We start from the raw sequence: 16,794 nt of genomic DNA, 5'->3' as shown, positions 1-16,794 counted from the left end.
GCCAACACCGGTCGGGCCTCCGAGATTCCACCATGTCCCGTGGCAAAGAGAAAGAGCAGGCTGCTTTCGATCAACCCTGTGGTTCCATGTATTGACCGTTCCGTAGCTCTACGCTCCTCCGGAGTTCCAACAGGTGAGCCAGCACTCCGCCCGAGTTGTCCTTGTTGCCGGTCCTTCTGGATCCGGGAAGTCATACATAGCATCGCGAACCGGACTCCCCATCCTCTGCCTTGATGATTTTTACAAGAATCTTGGTGATCCGTCACTGCCATGGCGCGGGGCTGCGATCGACTGGGACTCGCCTGATGCCTGGGACGGCGATGCCGCGATGGCTGCGATCGAGGAGCTCGCCAAGACCGGTACCGCGGAGGTGCCGGCCTACTCCATAAGTGCCAACCGTGCGATCGGCAACCGTACTGTGACCATTGGTGACAGCCACCTCTTCATCGCGGAAGGCATCTTCGCCGCGGAGATCGCCCAATGGTGTCAGGAACTCGGGCTGCTCGCCACCGCCTACGCATTGCACCGTCCGAGGCTCGTCACCTTTGTGCGAAGACTCACGCGTGACCTCCGCGAGCATCGCAAGTCGGCTGGCGTGCTGATACGTCGGGGAGTCACGCTCTATCACACAGACCGTGAAGTATTGGCGAGGCAGATCGAGCTGGGTTGCGTGCCAGCCACCGGCCGCCAGATCAGGCGAGCAATTTCGAATATGCCGGCTTGATCACTTCATTGATGAGCACCAGGCGCTCGTCGAACGGGATGAAGGCACTCTTCATCGCGTTGACGGTGAACCATTGCAGCTCGGACCAGCCGTACCCGAACGCCTCCACCAGCAGCGCCATCTCCCGGGACATCGAGGTGCCGCTCATCAGCCGGTTGTCGGTGTTGACCGTGACCCGGAACCGCAGGTCACGCAGCAGCCCGATGGGGTGCTCGGCGATCGACGCCGCGGCACCGGTCTGCACGTTGGAGGACGGGCACAACTCCAACGGAATCCGCTTGTCCCTGACATACGCGGCCAACCGGCCCAGCTGTCCATTCCCGGAGATATCATCCACGATGCGGACGCCGTGCCCGAGCCGGTCGGCGCCGCACCACTGGATCGCCTGCCAGATCGACGGCAGCCCGAACGCCTCGCCGGCATGGATGGTGAAGTGGAAGTTCTCGCGCTGCAGGTACTCGAACGCGTCCAGGTGCCGGGTGGGCGGATATCCCGCCTCGGCACCGGCGATGTCGAAGCCGACCACGCCCTCGTCCCGGTGCAGTACCGCCAGCTCCGCGATCTCCATCGACCGGGCCTGGTGCCGCATCGCGGTGAGCAGGGTACCGATCCGGATCGGCGTGCCCGCGTCGGCAGCCGCCGCGCAACCCTCCCGGAAACCGGCGAGCACCGCCCCGACCACCCGGTGCAGCGTCAGGTCACGGTCCAGGTGCTGCTCGGGCGCGAAGCGCACCTCGGCGTAGACCACCCCGTCGGCCGCGAGGTCGAGAGCGCACTCGTAGGCCACCCGGTGCAGCGCCGACTCCGTCTGCATCACGGCGACCGTGTGCGCGAACGTCTCCAGGTACCGTTCCAGCGAACCCGAGTCGGCGGCCTCGATGAACCACTGGCCGAGCCGGGTCGCGTCGGTGGCGGGCAGTTCGTGGCCCACCTCGGCGGCGAGCTCGATGACGGTGGCGGGGCGAAGGCCACCGTCGAGGTGGTCATGCAGCAACGCCTTCGGGGCCTTGACGATCTCTTCGTAGCCGGGTGACAGCATGGTGCAACCCTATCCGCCCGCCACCGGAGGAGGCGCGATGCTCGCCGAGGTGGTGGCCTGCCTGCGCTGCCCGGTCTGCGGTCAGGCGCTGGCGACCGTCGCCCGGCCGGGGCACGACGGTGTGCCCGGTGCGCTGCACTGCCCCCGGGGGCACAGCTTCAACCGGGCGAAACAGGGCTACGTCGACCTGACCGCGGGCGCGGTGCCGCATGCCGGCGACAGCGCGGACATGGTGGCGGCCAGGGCCGAGTTCCTCGGCGCGGGCCACTACGGGTTCGTCGCGGCCGAACTGGCCGCGGCCGTGACCGCGGCGACAACCGGCGCGGCGACAATCGGCCGGGAGACAGCGGCGCCGGAGCGCGGCACGAGTGGAGCGGTCGCGACCGGCGCCGAGAGTGAGCTGTCCACCACGGACGGTGCGGCACTGATCGTGGATGCCGGCGCCGGTACCGGAGCGCACCTCGCGACGGTTCTCGATGCCCACCCCGGCACGGTCGGGCTGGCGCTGGACGTATCCCGGTACGCGCTGCGCCGGGCGGCCCGGGCGCATCCCCGGATGGCGGCCGCCCGCTGCGACGTGTGGACCTCGCTGCCCCTCGCCGACCACTGTGCCGCCGTGCTCCTCAATGTCTTCGCCCCGCGCAACGGCGCGGAGTTCGCCCGGGTACTGCGCCCGGACGGCACCCTGCTCGTGGTCACGCCCGGGCCGGACCACCTCCGGGAGCTGGTCGACGCGCTGGATCTGCTGCGGGTCGATCCGTCCAAAGAGGACAGACTGTCGGCGAGCCTGGACCGGTGGTTCGCTCCGGTCTCCTCGACCGTCGCGCAGCGCGAGCTGAGCCTGAGCCACGCCGAAGTGGAGACCCTGGTCGGCATGGGGCCGAGCGCGTGGCACGCCGGTGCCGCCGATCGCGCGGTACGCATCGAGACCCTGACCGAACCCGTGCGGGTGACCGCACAGGTGCGGATCGGCCGGTACTCACCGCGGTCCTGAAAATGCCTGGTAAGTCTGGCAACCCTGAAGATCAAGGTAGGGACAGCCTCAGGGAGGGCTGGGGGGCGCTCCGGATGGTGGGCGGGAGGGAAATTCCCGGAAGCTGAAGTGGCGGAATCAAGGGCCGGGACCGGCGAACGGTCCACCGCAGATGGCCCGCCAATCAGACTTCCAAGGGGGCAGCCACGATGGCTGAGGGAATGGTCGCGCGCGTCGGTCGGTGGTGCTTCCGGCGCAAATGGTGGGTGGTCGCCATCTGGGTGGCCGCCATCGTCGTCGGTGGCCTGGCGTCCGGGCCGGTGTTCGACGGGCTGACCGGCGACGGCGGCCCGAAGTCGCTGGAGTCGGTGCAGGCCGGCGACGTACTGCAGGCAAACAGCAACGACGGAGGCACGGTCACCGCGGTCGTCGACAAGGTCGACCCGCGGGCGGCCGCGGTGCGCGACGCCGTCCGGGCGGCTGGTGCCGACCTGTCCGCCGTGTCCGGGGTGACGAAGGTGGTGACCCCGTACGACGAGGGTCTGCCGGCCACCACCACCGCGGCGATGACCGCCCGCGACGGGCACGCCGTGCTCATCCAGGTCTCGCTCGCGAACCTGCCCGACGACGCGGTGGAGACCACCGTCGACAAGCTCTCCGCCCGGTTGCACCAGCTGAGCCGCACGCTGGCCGCCGACGGGCAACCGGGTGCGACCGTGCTCGTCGGCGGCGGCCCGGTCATCGACCAGCAGGCCAACGCGCAGGCAGGGTCCGACCTGTCCAGGGCCGAGGAGCTGTCGCTGCCGATCACCCTGGTCATCCTGATCTTCGTGTTCGGCGGGCTGATCGCGGCGGCGGCACCCGTGCTCGCAGCGCTGATCTCGGTGTTCACCGCGATGGCGGGGCTGTTCGTCTTCGCCCGATTCACCAGCCTGGACTCCGACGCGGTCACCGTGGTCACCCTGCTCGGCCTGGGCCTGTCCATCGACTACGGATTGTTGCTGATCGCCCGGTACCGCGAGGAGCTGGCCGCCGGATTCGCGCGGGACGTGGCCGTCGGCCGGGCCTGGGCCACCGCCGGGCGGACCATCCTGTTCTCGGCGCTGACCGTGGCCGCCGCGCTGACCGGCCTGTTCCTGTTCGGCGTCACCGGGCTGTCCGCGATGGGCGCCGCCGGGGTGTCGGTCGCTCTGGTCGCCATGCTGGTCGCGCTGACCTTCACCGGCGCCGTGATCGGTATCGCCGGTAGGTGGATCCGGCCGTCGAAGCGGGCCGCCCGCCGGGTCGCCCGGTACGGTGACGCGGCCGAGGTCGGCTTCTTCGCCAGGCTGGCCCGGATCGTGCAGCGCCGTCCGCTGGTGACCATGGTGGCCACCGCCGCCGCCCTGATCGCGGCCGGCTTCCCGATGCTGTCGATGACGGTGCACATCGGCGACGCGTCCAACCTGCCCCGCTCCCTGGAGTCGGTACGGGTACTCGACGTGCTGTCCGACCGGTTCGGGCAGGCGCAGGCACCGGCGGTGACCGTCGTCGCCCGTACCGACGCGGCCACGCTGGACACCTGGGCACAGCGCTGGACCGGCACCCCGGGTGTGGTGCGGGTACACCCGGCTCAGCAGGTCGGCCCGAATCTGTCCACAGTGGACATCGATTCGACCGGCGACCCGCAGGGCACCGCGGCACTGCGCCTGGTGGACCGGGTACGCGCCGACCGCCCGACCGCTACGCAGTCCTGGGTCACCGGTGACGCGGCCGTACTCAAGGACGTGACGGGTCGCCTCTACGACCGGCTGCCGTACGCCGTCGGGGTGACCGTACTGGCCATGATGCTGCTGCTGTTCGCGATGACCGGGTCGGTCGTCGTACCGGTCAAGGCGATGGTGATGAACGTCGTCTCGCTGGGCGCCACGTTCGGCGTGATGAACGCGGTGTTCGAGCACGGCTTCCTGGCCGGCCCGCTGCACACCCTGACCGTGAACGGCGTCGACCCGTTCGTCATCGTGACCGTGTTCGCCTTCGCGTTCGGGTTGTCGATGGACTATGAGGTGTTCCTGCTCGGCCGGATCAAGGAGTACGTCGACCGGGGGCTCCCCACCGACATGGCGGTGCGCCGGGGCATGCAGCGATCCGGCCGCATCATCACCTCGGCCGCGCTGCTGATGGTCGTGGTGTTCAGCTGCTTCGTGACCGGCCGGATGGGCACCGTCCAGCAGATCGGGCTGGGGCTCGCCGTCGCGGTGGCGATCGACGCCACCGTCGTGCGGTGCGTGCTGGTACCGGCCACCATGACGCTGCTCGGTCGGTGGAACTGGTGGGCGCCGCGGTGGTTGAAGCGCGTACACGCCCGGGTCGGGCTGCACGAGACGGTGCTCGCTCCGGTGCCGGTACCGGTGCTGCCCGAGCCCGCCCTACGTTGACAGGTCGACCTCTTCCCAGCCGGGTGGATCCTCATGGAATGGGCCGTGGAACGTCACGGCCCATTCCAGTGCCCACCGGCGCTGCCCGATCGCGTTGGAGTCGACGTACCCGGGCAGGGCGAGCTGCGACTCCTCGGCCTTCAGGTAGGACCAGTCCAGGCAGTAGTAGAGGTCGAGGGTGGCGGCCGCGAGGCGCGGATCCCGGGGCGCGGTGAGCACCCGGGCCTGCCAGTCCCGGTACGCCTCCCCGGCCGGCAGGTTCGGGAAGAGGTTCGCGATGTTCTCCGCACCCGGCGCGGCCGGATCCAGCCGCCGGACGACGGTCAGCAGCCAGCCGAGCGCGGCCAGCGCCTCGGTGTGCAGCGCGAAGGAGCGCACGTCGCCCTCGTCGTGGGCGAGAAAGTTGTACTCCGGAGGGGTGACCTGGTCGATCAGGCCGCCGTGTTCGAGCCACGCGAGCGCGTCCCGGCCGGGCATCCCGAACGCGTGCGCCAGCACCACATTGATGACGGCGCAGCGCGCCTCCAGCTCGACCCTCGGGCGCAGTTCGACCTCGTCGCCGGGTTCCCAGACGAGCGGGTAGGACGGCGGCGGTACCGGCAGCCCGAGCCGCTCGAGCTGCTCGACCGTGTCGATCCGGACCTGGCCGGGATCGGGGGCGGGGACGCTCACGTCAGGCTGGACCCGACGAGCTCACTGATCGCGGTGCGCCAGGTCCGGCGCGAACGCCGGGAGGCAGACCGCGACGTACTCCGCGCCCTCCTCCAGGGCCTGGTACCGGATCCGCTCGCCGGCCCGGGTCACCACGGCCTGCCCGGCGCGTACGTCGGTCGACCCGCCCTCGCCCTCGACGCGCAGCGACCCGCGCAGCACCAGCGTGTACTCGTCGAAGTCCGGCGCCTGCGCCGGCTCCTCCCAGCCGGCCGGCGCCACCATGTGCGCGATAGACACCGCCTCGGTACCGGAGTTCACCCGGCCGATGTACTCGTCGATCACCTTGCCACCCGGTACCGGGATCCGGGCGGCCTTCTCGATCAGTTCGGGCATCAGCCGATCCTCTCCATCACCAGGGGTACCGGGGCTGGCGGAGTGCTCCGGATCTCGACGGCGCCCTCGGCCGCCTCGCGCGCGGGCGCGATCCGGTCGGCTTTCTCGGCACGCAGCTCGTACAGCGGATCGCCGGCCCGGACCTCGTCGCCCGGGCGGCGGTGCAGCACCACGCCGGCCGACGCCGAGACGCTGTCCTCCTTGCGCGCCCGGCCGGCGCCCAGCAGCCAGGCCGAGGTACCGATCCGGTGCGCGTCCACTGTGGACACGTAGCCGTCAGCGGCGGCGCGTACCACCTCGGTCTCCGGCGCCACCGGCAGCGGCGCGTCCGGGTCACCGCCCTGGGCCCGGATCAGCGCCCGCCAGGAGTCCATCGCGCGCCCGTCGCGCAGCGCCGCGGCCGGGTCAGCGTCGGGCAGCCCGGCCAGGTCGAGCATCTCCCGGGCCAGCGCCACGGTCAGCTCCACCACGTCGGCCGGCCCGCCACCGGACAGCACTTCGACCGCCTCGGCGACCTCGACCGCGTTGCCGACCGCGAGGCCGAGCGGGGTCGACATGCCGGTCAGCAGCGCCACCGTCCGCACCCCGTGCGCGCCGCCCAGCTCGACCATCGTGCGGGCCAGTTCGCGGGCCTGGTCGACGTGCTTCATGAAGGCGCCGCTGCCGACCTTGACGTCGAGCACGAGCGCCCCGGTGCCCTCGGCGATTTTCTTGCTCATGATGGAGCTGGCGATCAACGGGATGGCCTCGACCGTCGCGGTCACGTCCCGCAGCGCGTACAGCTTGCGGTCGGCGGGTGCCAGCCCGGAGCCGGCCGCGCAGATGGCCGCCCCGACGCCGCGCAGCTGTGCCAGGAACTCGTCGTTGGTCAGCGTGGCCCGGAATCCGGGGATGGCCTCCAGCTTGTCCAGCGTGCCACCGGTGTGCCCGAGCCCGCGGCCGGACAGCTGCGGTACGGCGGCTCCGCACGCGGCGACCAGCGGTGTCAACGGCAGCGTGATCTTGTCGCCGACCCCGCCGGTCGAGTGCTTGTCCACGGTCGACCGGTCGACGCTGGACAGGTCCAGCCGCTCGCCGCTGGCGATCATCGCGTGGGTCCAGCGGGCGATCTCCGGCGGCGTCATGCCGCGCAGCAGGATCGCCATGGCCAGCGCCGACATCTGCTCGTCGGCGACCGCGCCCCGGGTGTAGCCGTCCATGATCCAGTCGATCTGCGCGTCGGACAGCACTCCCCCGTCGCGCTTGACCCGGATCACGTCAACAGCATTGAACGTCACGTCGTTTCCTCACCAGCGGTGGACTGCTCGGGCCAGCGTGCCAGATCCGGCGGCGGATCCCCGCGGCCGGCCCAGTACGTGACTCCGTCCTCGTCCACCACCACGACCCGCTGGGTGCGCGCCCGCGCCCAGGCCAGCGCGTCGATGACGTCGGGCCAGGTCGGCGCCTCCTCCAGGATTCCGGCCGGCTCGCCGCCGGTGCCAGACGAGCGCTCCCAGTACCCGGTCCACACCAGTTGGCCGTTCACCGAGTCGGCGTGCACGAACGCGGTGCCCCGGCCGATGTACTCGCGAAGGCCCGGCGGTACCGCCGGAAGCTTGCGTCCGACCGGCGGGCGCGACCGGGCCAGGTCTCCGGCCTCGAACGCCCCTGCCAGCAGGTACGACATCGGTACCGGCTCCGGTACCGCGTCGACCAGGCAGTCCGGGCCGCCCGCCTCCCAGAGCAGCTGCCGGCAGCGCCCGCACGGCATCAGTGCCGCCCCCGCCCCGTCCACGCAGGCCAGCGCGACCAAACGGCCGCCGCCGGAGGCGTGCAGCGCGCTGACCACGCCACACTCCGCGCACAGGGTGACGCCGTACGAGGCGTTCTCCACGTTGCAGCCGACCACGATCCGGCCGTCGTCCACCAGACCCGCCGCTCCCACCGGGAAGTTCGAGTACGGGGCGTACGCCGACTCCATGCTCTCGGTGGCCGCCGCCCGCAGCCCGTCCCAGTCGATGTCCATCCGCGATCAGCCCTTGAGGTACGGCTTGCCGTCCGCGGCCGGCGCCCGTACCCGCCCGACCAGCCCGGCCACCGCGACGATCGTGGCGACGTAGGGCAGCATGCTCAGAAACTCCTGTGGAATCGGGCTGCCGATGACGCTCAGCACCTGCGCGAGCGCGGTGGAGAAGCCGAACAGCAGCGCGGCCAGCGTGGCGCCGAACGGGCTCCACCGGCCGAAGATGAGGGCGGCCAGCGCGATGAAGCCCCTGCCGCTGGTCTGGTTGGCGTTGAAGTTCCCCACGTCGCCGATGGTCAGGTACGCCCCGCCGATACCGGCGATGACGCCGGCCAGCAGCACGTTGCGGTACCGGATCCGATACACCTTGATGCCGACCGTGTCGGCGGCGGTGGGGTGCTCGCCGACGGCCCGGGTACGCAGCCCCCACTTCGTCTGGAACAGGCCCACGTGCACGAGCACGACCAGGGCGATCGCCAGGTACACGAAGAAGTTGCCCTGGAAGAACGCCGGCCCGAGGATCGGAATGCGCGACAGCCCGGGAACCTGCCAGCTCGGGAACACCGGGGCGAAGTTGTACTTGTCCTGATGCTGTGCCATCAGCTGGGTAAACACGAACCCGGTGAAACCGAGCGCGAACAGGTTCAGTACGACGCCGAGCACCACCTGGTCCACCAGGTACCGGATGGCGAGGACCGCAAGCAGCGCGGAGATGAACACGCCGCCGAGCGCCGCGGCGATCAGCCCGGCCCAGCTGGAAGAGAAGATCGTGCCGAACAGCGCCCCGGCGAACGCGCCGGTCAGCAACTGCCCCTCGATGGCCACATTGATCACGCCGGACCGCTCGCAGAGCACACCGCCGAGCGCGCCGAACACCAGCGGCAGGGCCGCCTTCACCGTGCTATTGGACAGGTCGCCCAGCGGCAGCACGGTGCTGTTCCGCCCACTGGCCACCTGCCAGCACAGGAACGACAGCACCAGGAACACAAGCGCCAGCGAAATGAGCAGCACGAGCATCCGCGCCGCGCGGCCCCAGGCCAGGAGGATCGCGCCGGCGATCGCGCACAGCAGGCCGAACGCGATGGCGCCGGGCTGCGCGGGGATGTCCACGTGGGCGCCGGTGATCGTTTGGGTGAACGTGAACCGCGCGCTCTTGTGCTGCCGGGCCAGCGGCCCGAAGATGCCGGCGGCGAGCACGCCGATGACGAGGAAGGCGAGCCCGGCCTTGCGGGCCCGGGTCCAGAAGCCGGTCGTCGGCACGGCCGCGCCCGGTGCGCTATACACGGTCAGCGTTGCCATGGCTACCAGCCCTTCGCCAGGGTCGTCGGGGTTCCGCCGGACCGCGCGGCGCGGAGCCGGAAGATCGCCTTCACCAGCGCCGGCGCGGCGATGAAGATCACGATGACCGCCTGCACGAGGAAGACCAGGTCGATGGCCACGTGGGAGAACGACTGCATGCGGTTTCCACCGGCGTGCAGCGCCCCGAACAGCAGGGCGGAGGCCACCACACCCCACGGCTTGCCGCGCCCGAGCAGGGCGACCGTGATGCCGTCGAAACCGATGTTCGCGGTGACCTGCGCGGTCAGCGACGATGCCGTGGTACCCAGCACCTGCATGCCGCCGCCGAGCCCGGCCAGCGCCCCGGACAGCACCATGACCAGCACGTACGCGCCACCGACGCTCATCCCGGCGGTACGCGCGGCGGCCGGGTTGGCACCGACCGCCCGCAGCCGGAAGCCGATCGTCGACCGTTGCAGCAGCCAGGCGATGCCCAGCGCCGCCAGCACGCCGAGCACGATGCCGAGGTGTACGCGCACGATGTTGTGATCGACGCCCGGGATGGTCGGCAGCTTCGCGGTCTTGTCGACGTTCTTGCTGATCGCGTCGGTACGCGTCGGATCGTGCACGCCCTTTTGCACGATCAACCAGCCGAGGAGCAGCGTCGCGACATTGTTCAGCATGATCGTGACGATCACCTCGTGGGCGCCGCTGCGCGCCTTGAGCGCACCCGCGATGAACGCCCAGAGCGCACCGCCGGCCGCCGCCCCGAGCAGCGCCACGATCACGTGCAGCCCGTACGGCAGGGGCAGGTCGAAGCCGATCACCGCGCCACCGATCGCACCGATGATCGCCTGGCCCTGCGCGCCGATGTTGAACAGGCCGCCCCGGAATGCCAGCGCGACCGCGAGGCCGGTGAACACCAGCGGGGCGGTGTAGGTCAGCGTCTCGGACAGCGGGGCGAACGCCTGGCTCCACGAGTTGGTGCCGTTGATCGCGCCGCTGACCGTCGCCGGGTCGAAGACGGCGCCCTTGAACAGGTTGGCGTACGCGGCGGCGACAACCGACCAGCTGTCCGCGAGGACGGTCCCCGGGGCGCCGAAGAAGTACCCGTACTCCGAGGTCAGGGTGGGGTTCGAGACCACGATCAGGATCGCGCCGACGACCAGCGCGATGAAGATCGCCAGGACCGTGACGGTCACCGTGTTCGCGCTGAGGATCGAGTCCAGCACGGTGCGGCCGAAGCGTTGGGTCACCGACCCGGTCGGCTCCTCCGGTCCGGTGCCCCCGGCCGGCTCGGCCGCCTGCCTCCCGGCGGGGGCGCCGGGGGCGGGTACCCCCGGAGCGTCCGTCCGGTTCTGGTCGCGGGTCAGCTCCGCCTCGCCCGCGGTGTCCTTGTCCGGCGAGCTACCGCCACCTGGTTCAGTCATGATTCGTCTTCCTCGCGCCCGGCTTCGGACCCGCTCGTCTCGGGCCCGGCTTCGGACCCGCTCGTCTCGGGCGCGGCTCCGTCCGTGATACCGGCCATCAGCAGGCCGATCTGTTCGCGCGGCGCGTCCGCCGGCAGTGTGGCCAGCACCTTACCCCGGTACATGACCGCGATCCGGTCGGCCAGCGCCACCACCTCGTCCAGCTCGCTGGAGACCAGCAGCACCCCGGTGCCCTGGTCGCGTTCCCGGACCACCCGGGCGTGGATGAACTCGGTCGAGCCGACGTCCACGCCGCGGGTGGGTTGCGCCGCGATGAGCAGCTTGAGCGGGCTGGACATCTCCCGAGCGACGATCACCTTCTGCTGGTTCCCGCCCGACAGGGTGCTAACCGGAGCCAGGTGCGAGGGGGTCCGGACGTCGAACTCGGTGATCCGGGCCTTCGCCGCCTCGTTGATCGCGTTCGGTGAAAGCGCGATTCCGGAGGCGTACCGGGGCTCGTCGTACCGGTCGAGCACCAGATTCTCCGCCACCGAGAACTCCATCACCAGGCCGTCCACGCTGCGGTCTTCGGGAATGTACCCGACCCCCGCGTGCAGGATCTCGCTGGTTCGGCGTCCGACCAGGGATTGGCTGGCCGGTCCCCGGCCACGCCGGCCACCGGCGGGCCGGCCGGTGCCGGACCGCCCCTCGTGCAGCGTGATCTCCCCACCCTGGATCGGACGCAGGCCCATGATCGCCTCGATCAACTCGGTCTGGCCGTTGCCCTGCACCCCGGCGATGCCGAGCACCTCTCCGGCGCGTACCTCCAGGTCGATCCCGTCCACCGCGACCTGGCCGCGCTCGTCGAGGACGGTCAGCCCGGCCACGCTCAGGATCGGATCGCCCGGCTGGGCGGCTTCCTTGTCCACCCGCAGCTTGACCGCGCGACCCACCATCTGGGCAGCAAGCGAGTCTTCGCTGGCGTCGGGCGTCGCGGTGCCCACCGTCCGGCCCCGGCGCACCACCGTGATCCGGTCGGCGATGGCCTTGACCTCTTTGAGCTTGTGAGTGATGAAGACGATCGACTTGCCGTCCGCCTTGAGCGTGCGCATGACGGCCAGCAGTTCCTCGGTCTCCTGCGGGGTCAGCACGGCGGTCGGCTCATCGAGAATGAGCAGGTCCACGTTCCGGACCAGGGCCTTGATGATCTCCACCCGCTGCTGGACTCCGACCGGCAGGTCCTCGATCGTCGCGTCCGGGTCCACCGGCAGGCCGTACTGGCGGGACACCGCCAGTACCCGTTCTCGGGCGCTGCCGCGGTTGAGCAGACCACCCCGGGTGCGCTCGGCGCCCAGCATGATGTTCTCGGTCACCGTGAACACCGGTACCAGCATGAAGTGCTGGTGCACCATCCCGATGCCGGCGTCTATCGCGTCTCCCGGGCTGCGGAAACGCTTCGGCTCACCGTTGACCACGATCTCGCCCTCGTCCGGCTGGAGCAGCCCGTACAGGACGTTCATCAGTGTGGACTTGCCCGCGCCGTTCTCGCCGAGCAGGGCATGTATCTCGCCGGGCTCCACCACGAGGTCGATCTGGTCGTTCGCGACCAGACCGCCGAAGCGCTTGGTGATGCCACGCAGTTCGAGTTTCAGCTCAGATCACCCCTGTCGAAGGGCGCCGGTACACCGCGCCGCCTCCCCGATCATTACAGGGGAGGCGGCGCCGGACCGGCATCGGCCGAGCCGCCAGGCCCGCCCGATTTGTGGGCGGGCCGGTCAAGCGGCCCGGCACCGGAGGGTCAGGAGGCCGAAGGTGACGGCACGGCCGAGCCCGAGGAACTCGGTACGGCCGACGCCGACGGGGCCACCGAGGCGGTACCCGAGCCCACGGCCGGCGGCATCGGCTGAGCCGGCGAAGTGACCTTGATGGCACCGGAAATGATGTCCTGCTTCAGCTTGTCGACCTCGGTCTTCAGCTCGGCCGGAACCTTGCTGTCGAAGTCGTGATACGGAGCGAGCTGCACACCGTTGTTCGCCAGGGTGCCGATCGAGCCGGTACCGCCCTGAAGGGTGCCCGCCGAGGTCTCGGCGACGGCCGCCTGCGTCGCGTCCGCCACGTTCTTGACCACTGTCGACAGGAACACCGAGCAGTACTGGGCGGCGCTCACGCAGCCGTCCTGGTCGACCCAGATCACGCTGTACTTGCCATTGGCCTGCTGGGCCGCCGCGGCCGTGCCCAGGCCGGCGCCACCGGCCACCGGCATGATCACGTCAGCGCCCTGGGCGACAAAGGCGTCGGACAGCGACCGGCCCTTGTTCTGGTCGCTGAAGTCGTTCGTGAACGACCCGTTCTGCGCCGCCTTGTCCCAGCCCAGCACCTTGACGTGGGCGTTCTTGACCTGGTTGTAGTGCGCCACGCCGTCGACGAAGCCGTCCATGAAGATGGTGACCGGTGGGATCTTGATGCCGCCGTAGGTGGCCACGGTCTTGGACTTGCTGTATCCGGCCGCCAGGTAACCGGCCAGGTAGCCGGCCTGCGCGGTGTCGAACTGGATCGAGAAGACGTTCGCCAGCGGGAGGTTGTCATCCACGATCGCGTACTTCTGGTTCGGGTTCGCCTGGGCCGACGCCTTGGTCGCGTCGCCCATCAGGCCACCGATCGCCACGATCAGGTCACACTTCTGGCTGACGAAGTTGTTCAGGTTCGGCTGGTAGTCCGCCTCCGAGGCGGACTGCGTGAAGTCGACCTTGATGTTCGAATTCTTCGAGGCGGCGGCCTGCATGCCCTTCCACGCGGAGGAGTTGAACGACCGGTCGTTGATGCCACCGGTGTCAGTGACCATGCAGCCGTGCGTCGGCTTGCCACTGGCGCTCGGCGCGCCGTTGGCGTTGTTCTTCGCTGGAGGCTTGCCGCAGCCGGCAGCCGCGAGCACGAGGCCCCCGACTGCGAGGACGCTAACCAACCTCATCCCACGCGCTGGGCGCAAGACGATCTCCTTCCACATCACACCACCGGGTCACGGCGGTCCCAACGGTCGGGAGCGTACGCCGTTCCGCCGCGCTCTGAACTATTCCGTTGACTGTGGTTCATTCGCGTTACCCAGCCGTAACGGAGTCGTTGTCTCAGCCGGTCACTACCCCCCATTTCCGCCGGCCTATCCAAAGTCGGCGAAAATCAGGGCGCGTCCGGGCTCACGTTCCCCCGGGTCGGGGATCGTATGCGGTATCCACCATCCGCGGTCGCGCCAGGCCGCCCGGATGTGACCCAGTCCCCGGCCGAAAGTGGTACAGATCTCCCAGGTCGACGGTCGATAGATCCCGTGCGACGATCGATCTTCCGGCCCGGAACCGGGCCCGGTGACCTGCCGGGACCGGTTGGCGGCACGGTCCGAGAAGCGAACCGACCAGCAATCGAGGAGTCCACTGTGGACAAGTGGTGGCGCGGCGCGGTCATCTACGAGGTGTACGTGCGCAGCTTCGCCGACGGTACCGGCGACGGCGAGGGTGACCTGACCGGCCTGCGTTCCAAGTTGCCCTACCTGCGCGAACTCGGCATCGACGCGGTCTGGCTGACCCCGTTCTACCCGTCCCCGCTGGCCGACGGCGGGTACGACGTGGCCGACTACCGCGACGTCGATCCCCGCTTCGGCAGCCTCGCCGACTTCGACGCCATGCTCGCCGACGCCCACCGGCTCGGCATGCGGGTGATCGTCGACATCGTGCCCAACCACTCGTCCTCGGCGCACCCGTGGTTCGTCGAGGCGCTGGCCTCCCCACCCAACTCGCCGGCGCGGGAGCGGTACATCTTCAGCGACACGACCAACGACTGGGAGTCGATGTTCGGCGGCTCCGCCTGGGAACGGGTCCCGGACGGGCAGTACTACCTGCACCTGTTCGACCCCGGACAGCCGGATTTCAACTGGCGGAACCCGGAGATACGGGCCGAATTCGAGTCGATCCTCCGGTTCTGGCTCGACCGTGGGGTGGACGGCTTCCGGATCGACGTCGCCCACGGAATGATCAAGGCGGTCGGCCTGCCCTCGCTGGGCGCCCCGCCGGAGGGCGGCGTCCGCACCGTACTGCCCTACTACGACCAGGACGAGGTACACGACGTGTACCGGGACTGGCGCAAGATCCTCGACTCGTACCCGGGCGACCGCATCGCGGTGGCCGAGGCGTGGGTGACCCCGCCGACCCGGCTGGCCCGGTACGTGGTGGCCGACGAGCTGCACCAGGCGTTCAACTTCGACTTCCTGGAGGCTCCCTGGTCGGCTCCGGAGCTGCGGAAGACGATCGACAGCTGCCTGGCCGCCGCCGAGGCGGTCGGCGCGCCCACCACCTGGGTGCTGTCCAATCACGACACGAAGCGGCACGTGACCCGGTACGGCAGCCTGGCCCGGGCCCGGGCCGGCACCCTGCTGATGCTCGCGCTGCCCGGCTCGGCATACCTGTACCAGGGCGAGGAGCTGGGCCTGCCCGAGGTCCTCGACCTGCCCGACGAGGCCCGCCAGGACCCGGTGTTCCGCCGCTCGGGCGGTGCCGACAAGGGCCGGGACGGCTGCCGGGTACCGATCCCGTGGTCGGGCGACACGCCGCCGTACGGATTCAGCTCCACGGGTGCGGAGTGGTTGCCCAGCCCGGCGTCGTGGGGGCCGCTGACCGTCGCGGCGCAGGACGGCGACCCAGGCTCGACGCTGTCGATGTACCGCGACGCCCTGCGGCTGCGCCGGTCGGACTCGATGACCGGGCCGCTGACCTGGCACGATTCGGCACCGATGGTGCTGGACTTCGAGCGCCGCGGTGGCCTGCGCTGCGTGGTCAACGCCGGCGACGAGCCGGTCCCGCTTCCGCCGGGGTACGGCGACCCGGTGCTGGCCAGCGGACCGCTGGCGGACGGCTCGTTGCCCGCCGATACGGCCGTCTGGCTCGTCGCCCGCTGACGCCCGCCGCCGCTCCCGGTCGCGGCGCTGATGGTCGCGGCGCCATCGGTCGCGGCGCACCTGGTTACGGCGCACCTGGTCATGGCGCCGGCGAGCAGTGACCGCCCCGGTGCCGGCTCAGTGGCCGGCCTCGGGGCGGTCGGGGATCCATCAGGTTTAGTGCGCGCCGGTCAGCCGGGTGGCGATGCGGGCGAAGCCGGCCCGGATCTCGTCCGGGGTCGGGGGCGTGGTGCGCTCCTCGACGATCTCCCCACCACCGGCGAGGTCGACGTCGGCCTCCTCGTCGAGGTCCTCGACGTCGATCCCGAGATCGGTGTCCTGATCGGCGTCCGCCTCCTGTTCGGCCAGCGCCCGGGCGATCCCGATCTCCTCCCGGATGCGCTCCACCTCGACCAGGGGCTGCAGCGGCTCCACCACCGCCATCAGCTCTTCGTCCGCGACGATCTCCTCGGCCAGCGCGAGGGCGTGCTCGCGCTCGTACGGCCCGCACACCACGGGCTCCCATTCCTCCTCATCGGACATCGGTCCGAACGTGATGATCCACGGCATCGACAGCACCGGCGAATCGGCCGGCAGTTCCAGCGTCACTAGGGCTCCCACGGGCATCATCTTCGTCCCCGGCGGCGCGGAGCGCCGCCCATTCGCCGCCCGACATGCGGGCGGAGCTGTCCGGCCGGACCTACGACCGCGGCTTCCCGCCGGCCGAGCCGCGACCGGGCTGGTCGTCGCTCGACGGTCCTTCGCGTGGCGGTCCCCCTCGTGGCGGTCCTCCGCCCGCCGGGCTGGCGCCGGCCGAGCCGCCACCCGACGAGCTGGCCTCTGACCGGGTCACGCCGGAGCCGGCGTCGGGCTCGGCGCGAGCGGGCTCGGCGCGAGCGGGCTCGGCGCTGGCGGGCTCGGCGCGGGCGGGCTCGGCGCGGGCGGGCTCGGCGCGGGCGGGCTCGGCGCGGGCGGGCTCGGCGGCCG

13 protein-coding genes and 2 pseudogenes are annotated in these 16,794 nt (G+C 70.5%); 4 read left to right on the top strand and 11 right to left on the bottom strand.

Features of this window, described 5'->3' with window-relative positions:
• Positions 1-133 precede the first annotated feature (133 nt).
• Complete coding sequence (locus Raf01_RS04000; protein ID WP_203916335.1) at positions 134-724, top strand: uridine kinase family protein; 591 nt, start codon at positions 134-136, stop codon at positions 722-724.
• Here Raf01_RS04000 and Raf01_RS03995 read toward each other — a convergent pair.
• A complete protein-coding gene (locus tag Raf01_RS03995) occupies positions 693-1,763 on the bottom strand; it encodes an adenosine deaminase (protein ID WP_203916334.1) in 1,071 nt (356 codons plus the stop codon). The genes Raf01_RS04000 and Raf01_RS03995 overlap by 32 nt on opposite strands.
• 37 nt (positions 1,764-1,800) lie before the next feature.
• On the opposite strand from Raf01_RS03995, the gene Raf01_RS03990 reads away from it, so the two are divergent.
• Together Raf01_RS03990 and Raf01_RS03985 are read left to right on the top strand one after the other, a co-directional pair.
• Positions 1,801-2,757 (top strand): putative RNA methyltransferase, encoded by a 957-nt coding sequence (locus tag Raf01_RS03990; protein ID WP_203916472.1) that lies wholly within the window; start codon positions 1,801-1,803, stop codon positions 2,755-2,757.
• Positions 2,758-2,945: 188 nt separating this feature from the next.
• On the top strand, positions 2,946-5,153 hold the full coding sequence (locus tag Raf01_RS03985; protein ID WP_239133355.1) for an MMPL family transporter: 2,208 nt from the start codon (positions 2,946-2,948) through the stop codon (positions 5,151-5,153).
• On the opposite strand, the gene Raf01_RS03980 is transcribed toward Raf01_RS03985, so the two are convergent.
• From Raf01_RS03980 to Raf01_RS03945, 8 genes and pseudogenes are all read right to left on the bottom strand, one after another.
• The gene (locus tag Raf01_RS03980; protein ID WP_203916333.1) at positions 5,145-5,825 is read right to left on the bottom strand and encodes a DUF4272 domain-containing protein; all 681 of its coding nucleotides are present in this window, start codon (positions 5,823-5,825) and stop codon (positions 5,145-5,147) included. The two genes, Raf01_RS03985 and Raf01_RS03980, sit on opposite strands and share 9 nt — an antisense overlap.
• 21 nt (positions 5,826-5,846) lie before the next feature.
• Positions 5,847-6,200: a cupin domain-containing protein gene (locus Raf01_RS03975; RefSeq protein ID WP_203916332.1), complete on the bottom strand. Its 354-nt coding sequence runs from the start codon at positions 6,198-6,200 to the stop codon at positions 5,847-5,849.
• On the bottom strand, positions 6,200-7,477 hold the full coding sequence (locus Raf01_RS03970; RefSeq protein WP_203916331.1) for a thymidine phosphorylase: 1,278 nt from the start codon (positions 7,475-7,477) through the stop codon (positions 6,200-6,202). The genes Raf01_RS03975 and Raf01_RS03970 overlap by 1 nt, the downstream gene beginning before the upstream one ends.
• Entirely contained in the window at positions 7,474-8,205 is a 732-nt protein-coding gene (locus Raf01_RS03965) for a cytidine deaminase (RefSeq protein WP_203916330.1), read from the bottom strand. The genes Raf01_RS03970 and Raf01_RS03965 overlap by 4 nt, the downstream gene beginning before the upstream one ends.
• 6 nt (positions 8,206-8,211) lie before the next feature.
• Positions 8,212-9,501 (bottom strand): ABC transporter permease, encoded by a 1,290-nt coding sequence (locus Raf01_RS03960; protein WP_203916329.1) that lies wholly within the window; start codon positions 9,499-9,501, stop codon positions 8,212-8,214.
• Between the two features lie 2 nt (positions 9,502-9,503).
• Complete coding sequence (locus Raf01_RS03955; RefSeq protein WP_203916328.1) at positions 9,504-10,910, bottom strand: ABC transporter permease; 1,407 nt, start codon at positions 10,908-10,910, stop codon at positions 9,504-9,506.
• Complete coding sequence (locus tag Raf01_RS03950; protein ID WP_373319461.1) at positions 10,907-12,472, bottom strand: ABC transporter ATP-binding protein; 1,566 nt, start codon at positions 12,470-12,472, stop codon at positions 10,907-10,909. Before Raf01_RS03950 ends, Raf01_RS03955 begins: the two co-directional genes overlap by 4 nt.
• Positions 12,473-12,789: 317 nt before the next feature.
• A pseudogene (locus Raf01_RS03945) lies at positions 12,790-13,857 on the bottom strand (BMP family lipoprotein); the annotation flags it as partial.
• A 456-nt stretch (positions 13,858-14,313) separates the two neighbouring features.
• Between Raf01_RS03945 and Raf01_RS03940 the strand changes: the two are divergent.
• Positions 14,314-15,828: a glycoside hydrolase family 13 protein gene (locus tag Raf01_RS03940; protein WP_239133354.1), complete on the top strand. Its 1,515-nt coding sequence runs from the start codon at positions 14,314-14,316 to the stop codon at positions 15,826-15,828.
• 156 nt (positions 15,829-15,984) lie between these two features.
• Here the strand turns inward: Raf01_RS03940 and Raf01_RS03935 are convergent, their stop codons facing one another.
• Both Raf01_RS03935 and Raf01_RS03930 read right to left on the bottom strand, forming a co-directional pair.
• Positions 15,985-16,428: a hypothetical protein gene (locus Raf01_RS03935; protein ID WP_203916326.1), complete on the bottom strand. Its 444-nt coding sequence runs from the start codon at positions 16,426-16,428 to the stop codon at positions 15,985-15,987.
• Between the two features lie 79 nt (positions 16,429-16,507).
• A pseudogene (locus Raf01_RS03930) lies at positions 16,508-16,794 on the bottom strand (hypothetical protein); the annotation flags it as partial.

This window comes from Rugosimonospora africana (assembly GCF_016862975.1).
GTDB classification, from domain to species: domain Bacteria; phylum Actinomycetota; class Actinomycetes; order Mycobacteriales; family Micromonosporaceae; genus Rugosimonospora; species Rugosimonospora africana.
Note: the sequence above shows the minus strand (reverse complement) of the source record. Positions and strands in the feature narration are given on the sequence as shown.

Bases quoted from the DNA above. Each gene is read 5' to 3' on its own strand.
- Raf01_RS03995 (WP_203916334.1), bottom strand. From the start codon at position 1,763: ATGCTGTCACCCGGCTACGAAGAGATCGTCAAGGCCCCGAAGGCGTTG.
- Raf01_RS03985 (WP_239133355.1), top strand. From the start codon at position 2,946: ATGGCTGAGGGAATGGTCGCGCGCGTCGGTCGGTGGTGCTTCCGGCGC.
- Raf01_RS03960 (WP_203916329.1), bottom strand. From the start codon at position 9,501: ATGGCAACGCTGACCGTGTATAGCGCACCGGGCGCGGCCGTGCCGACG.
- Raf01_RS03975 (WP_203916332.1), bottom strand. From the start codon at position 6,200: ATGCCCGAACTGATCGAGAAGGCCGCCCGGATCCCGGTACCGGGTGGC.
- Raf01_RS03965 (WP_203916330.1), bottom strand. From the start codon at position 8,205: ATGGACATCGACTGGGACGGGCTGCGGGCGGCGGCCACCGAGAGCATG.
- Raf01_RS03990 (WP_203916472.1), top strand. From the start codon at position 1,801: ATGCTCGCCGAGGTGGTGGCCTGCCTGCGCTGCCCGGTCTGCGGTCAG.
- Raf01_RS03955 (WP_203916328.1), bottom strand. From the start codon at position 10,910: ATGACTGAACCAGGTGGCGGTAGCTCGCCGGACAAGGACACCGCGGGC.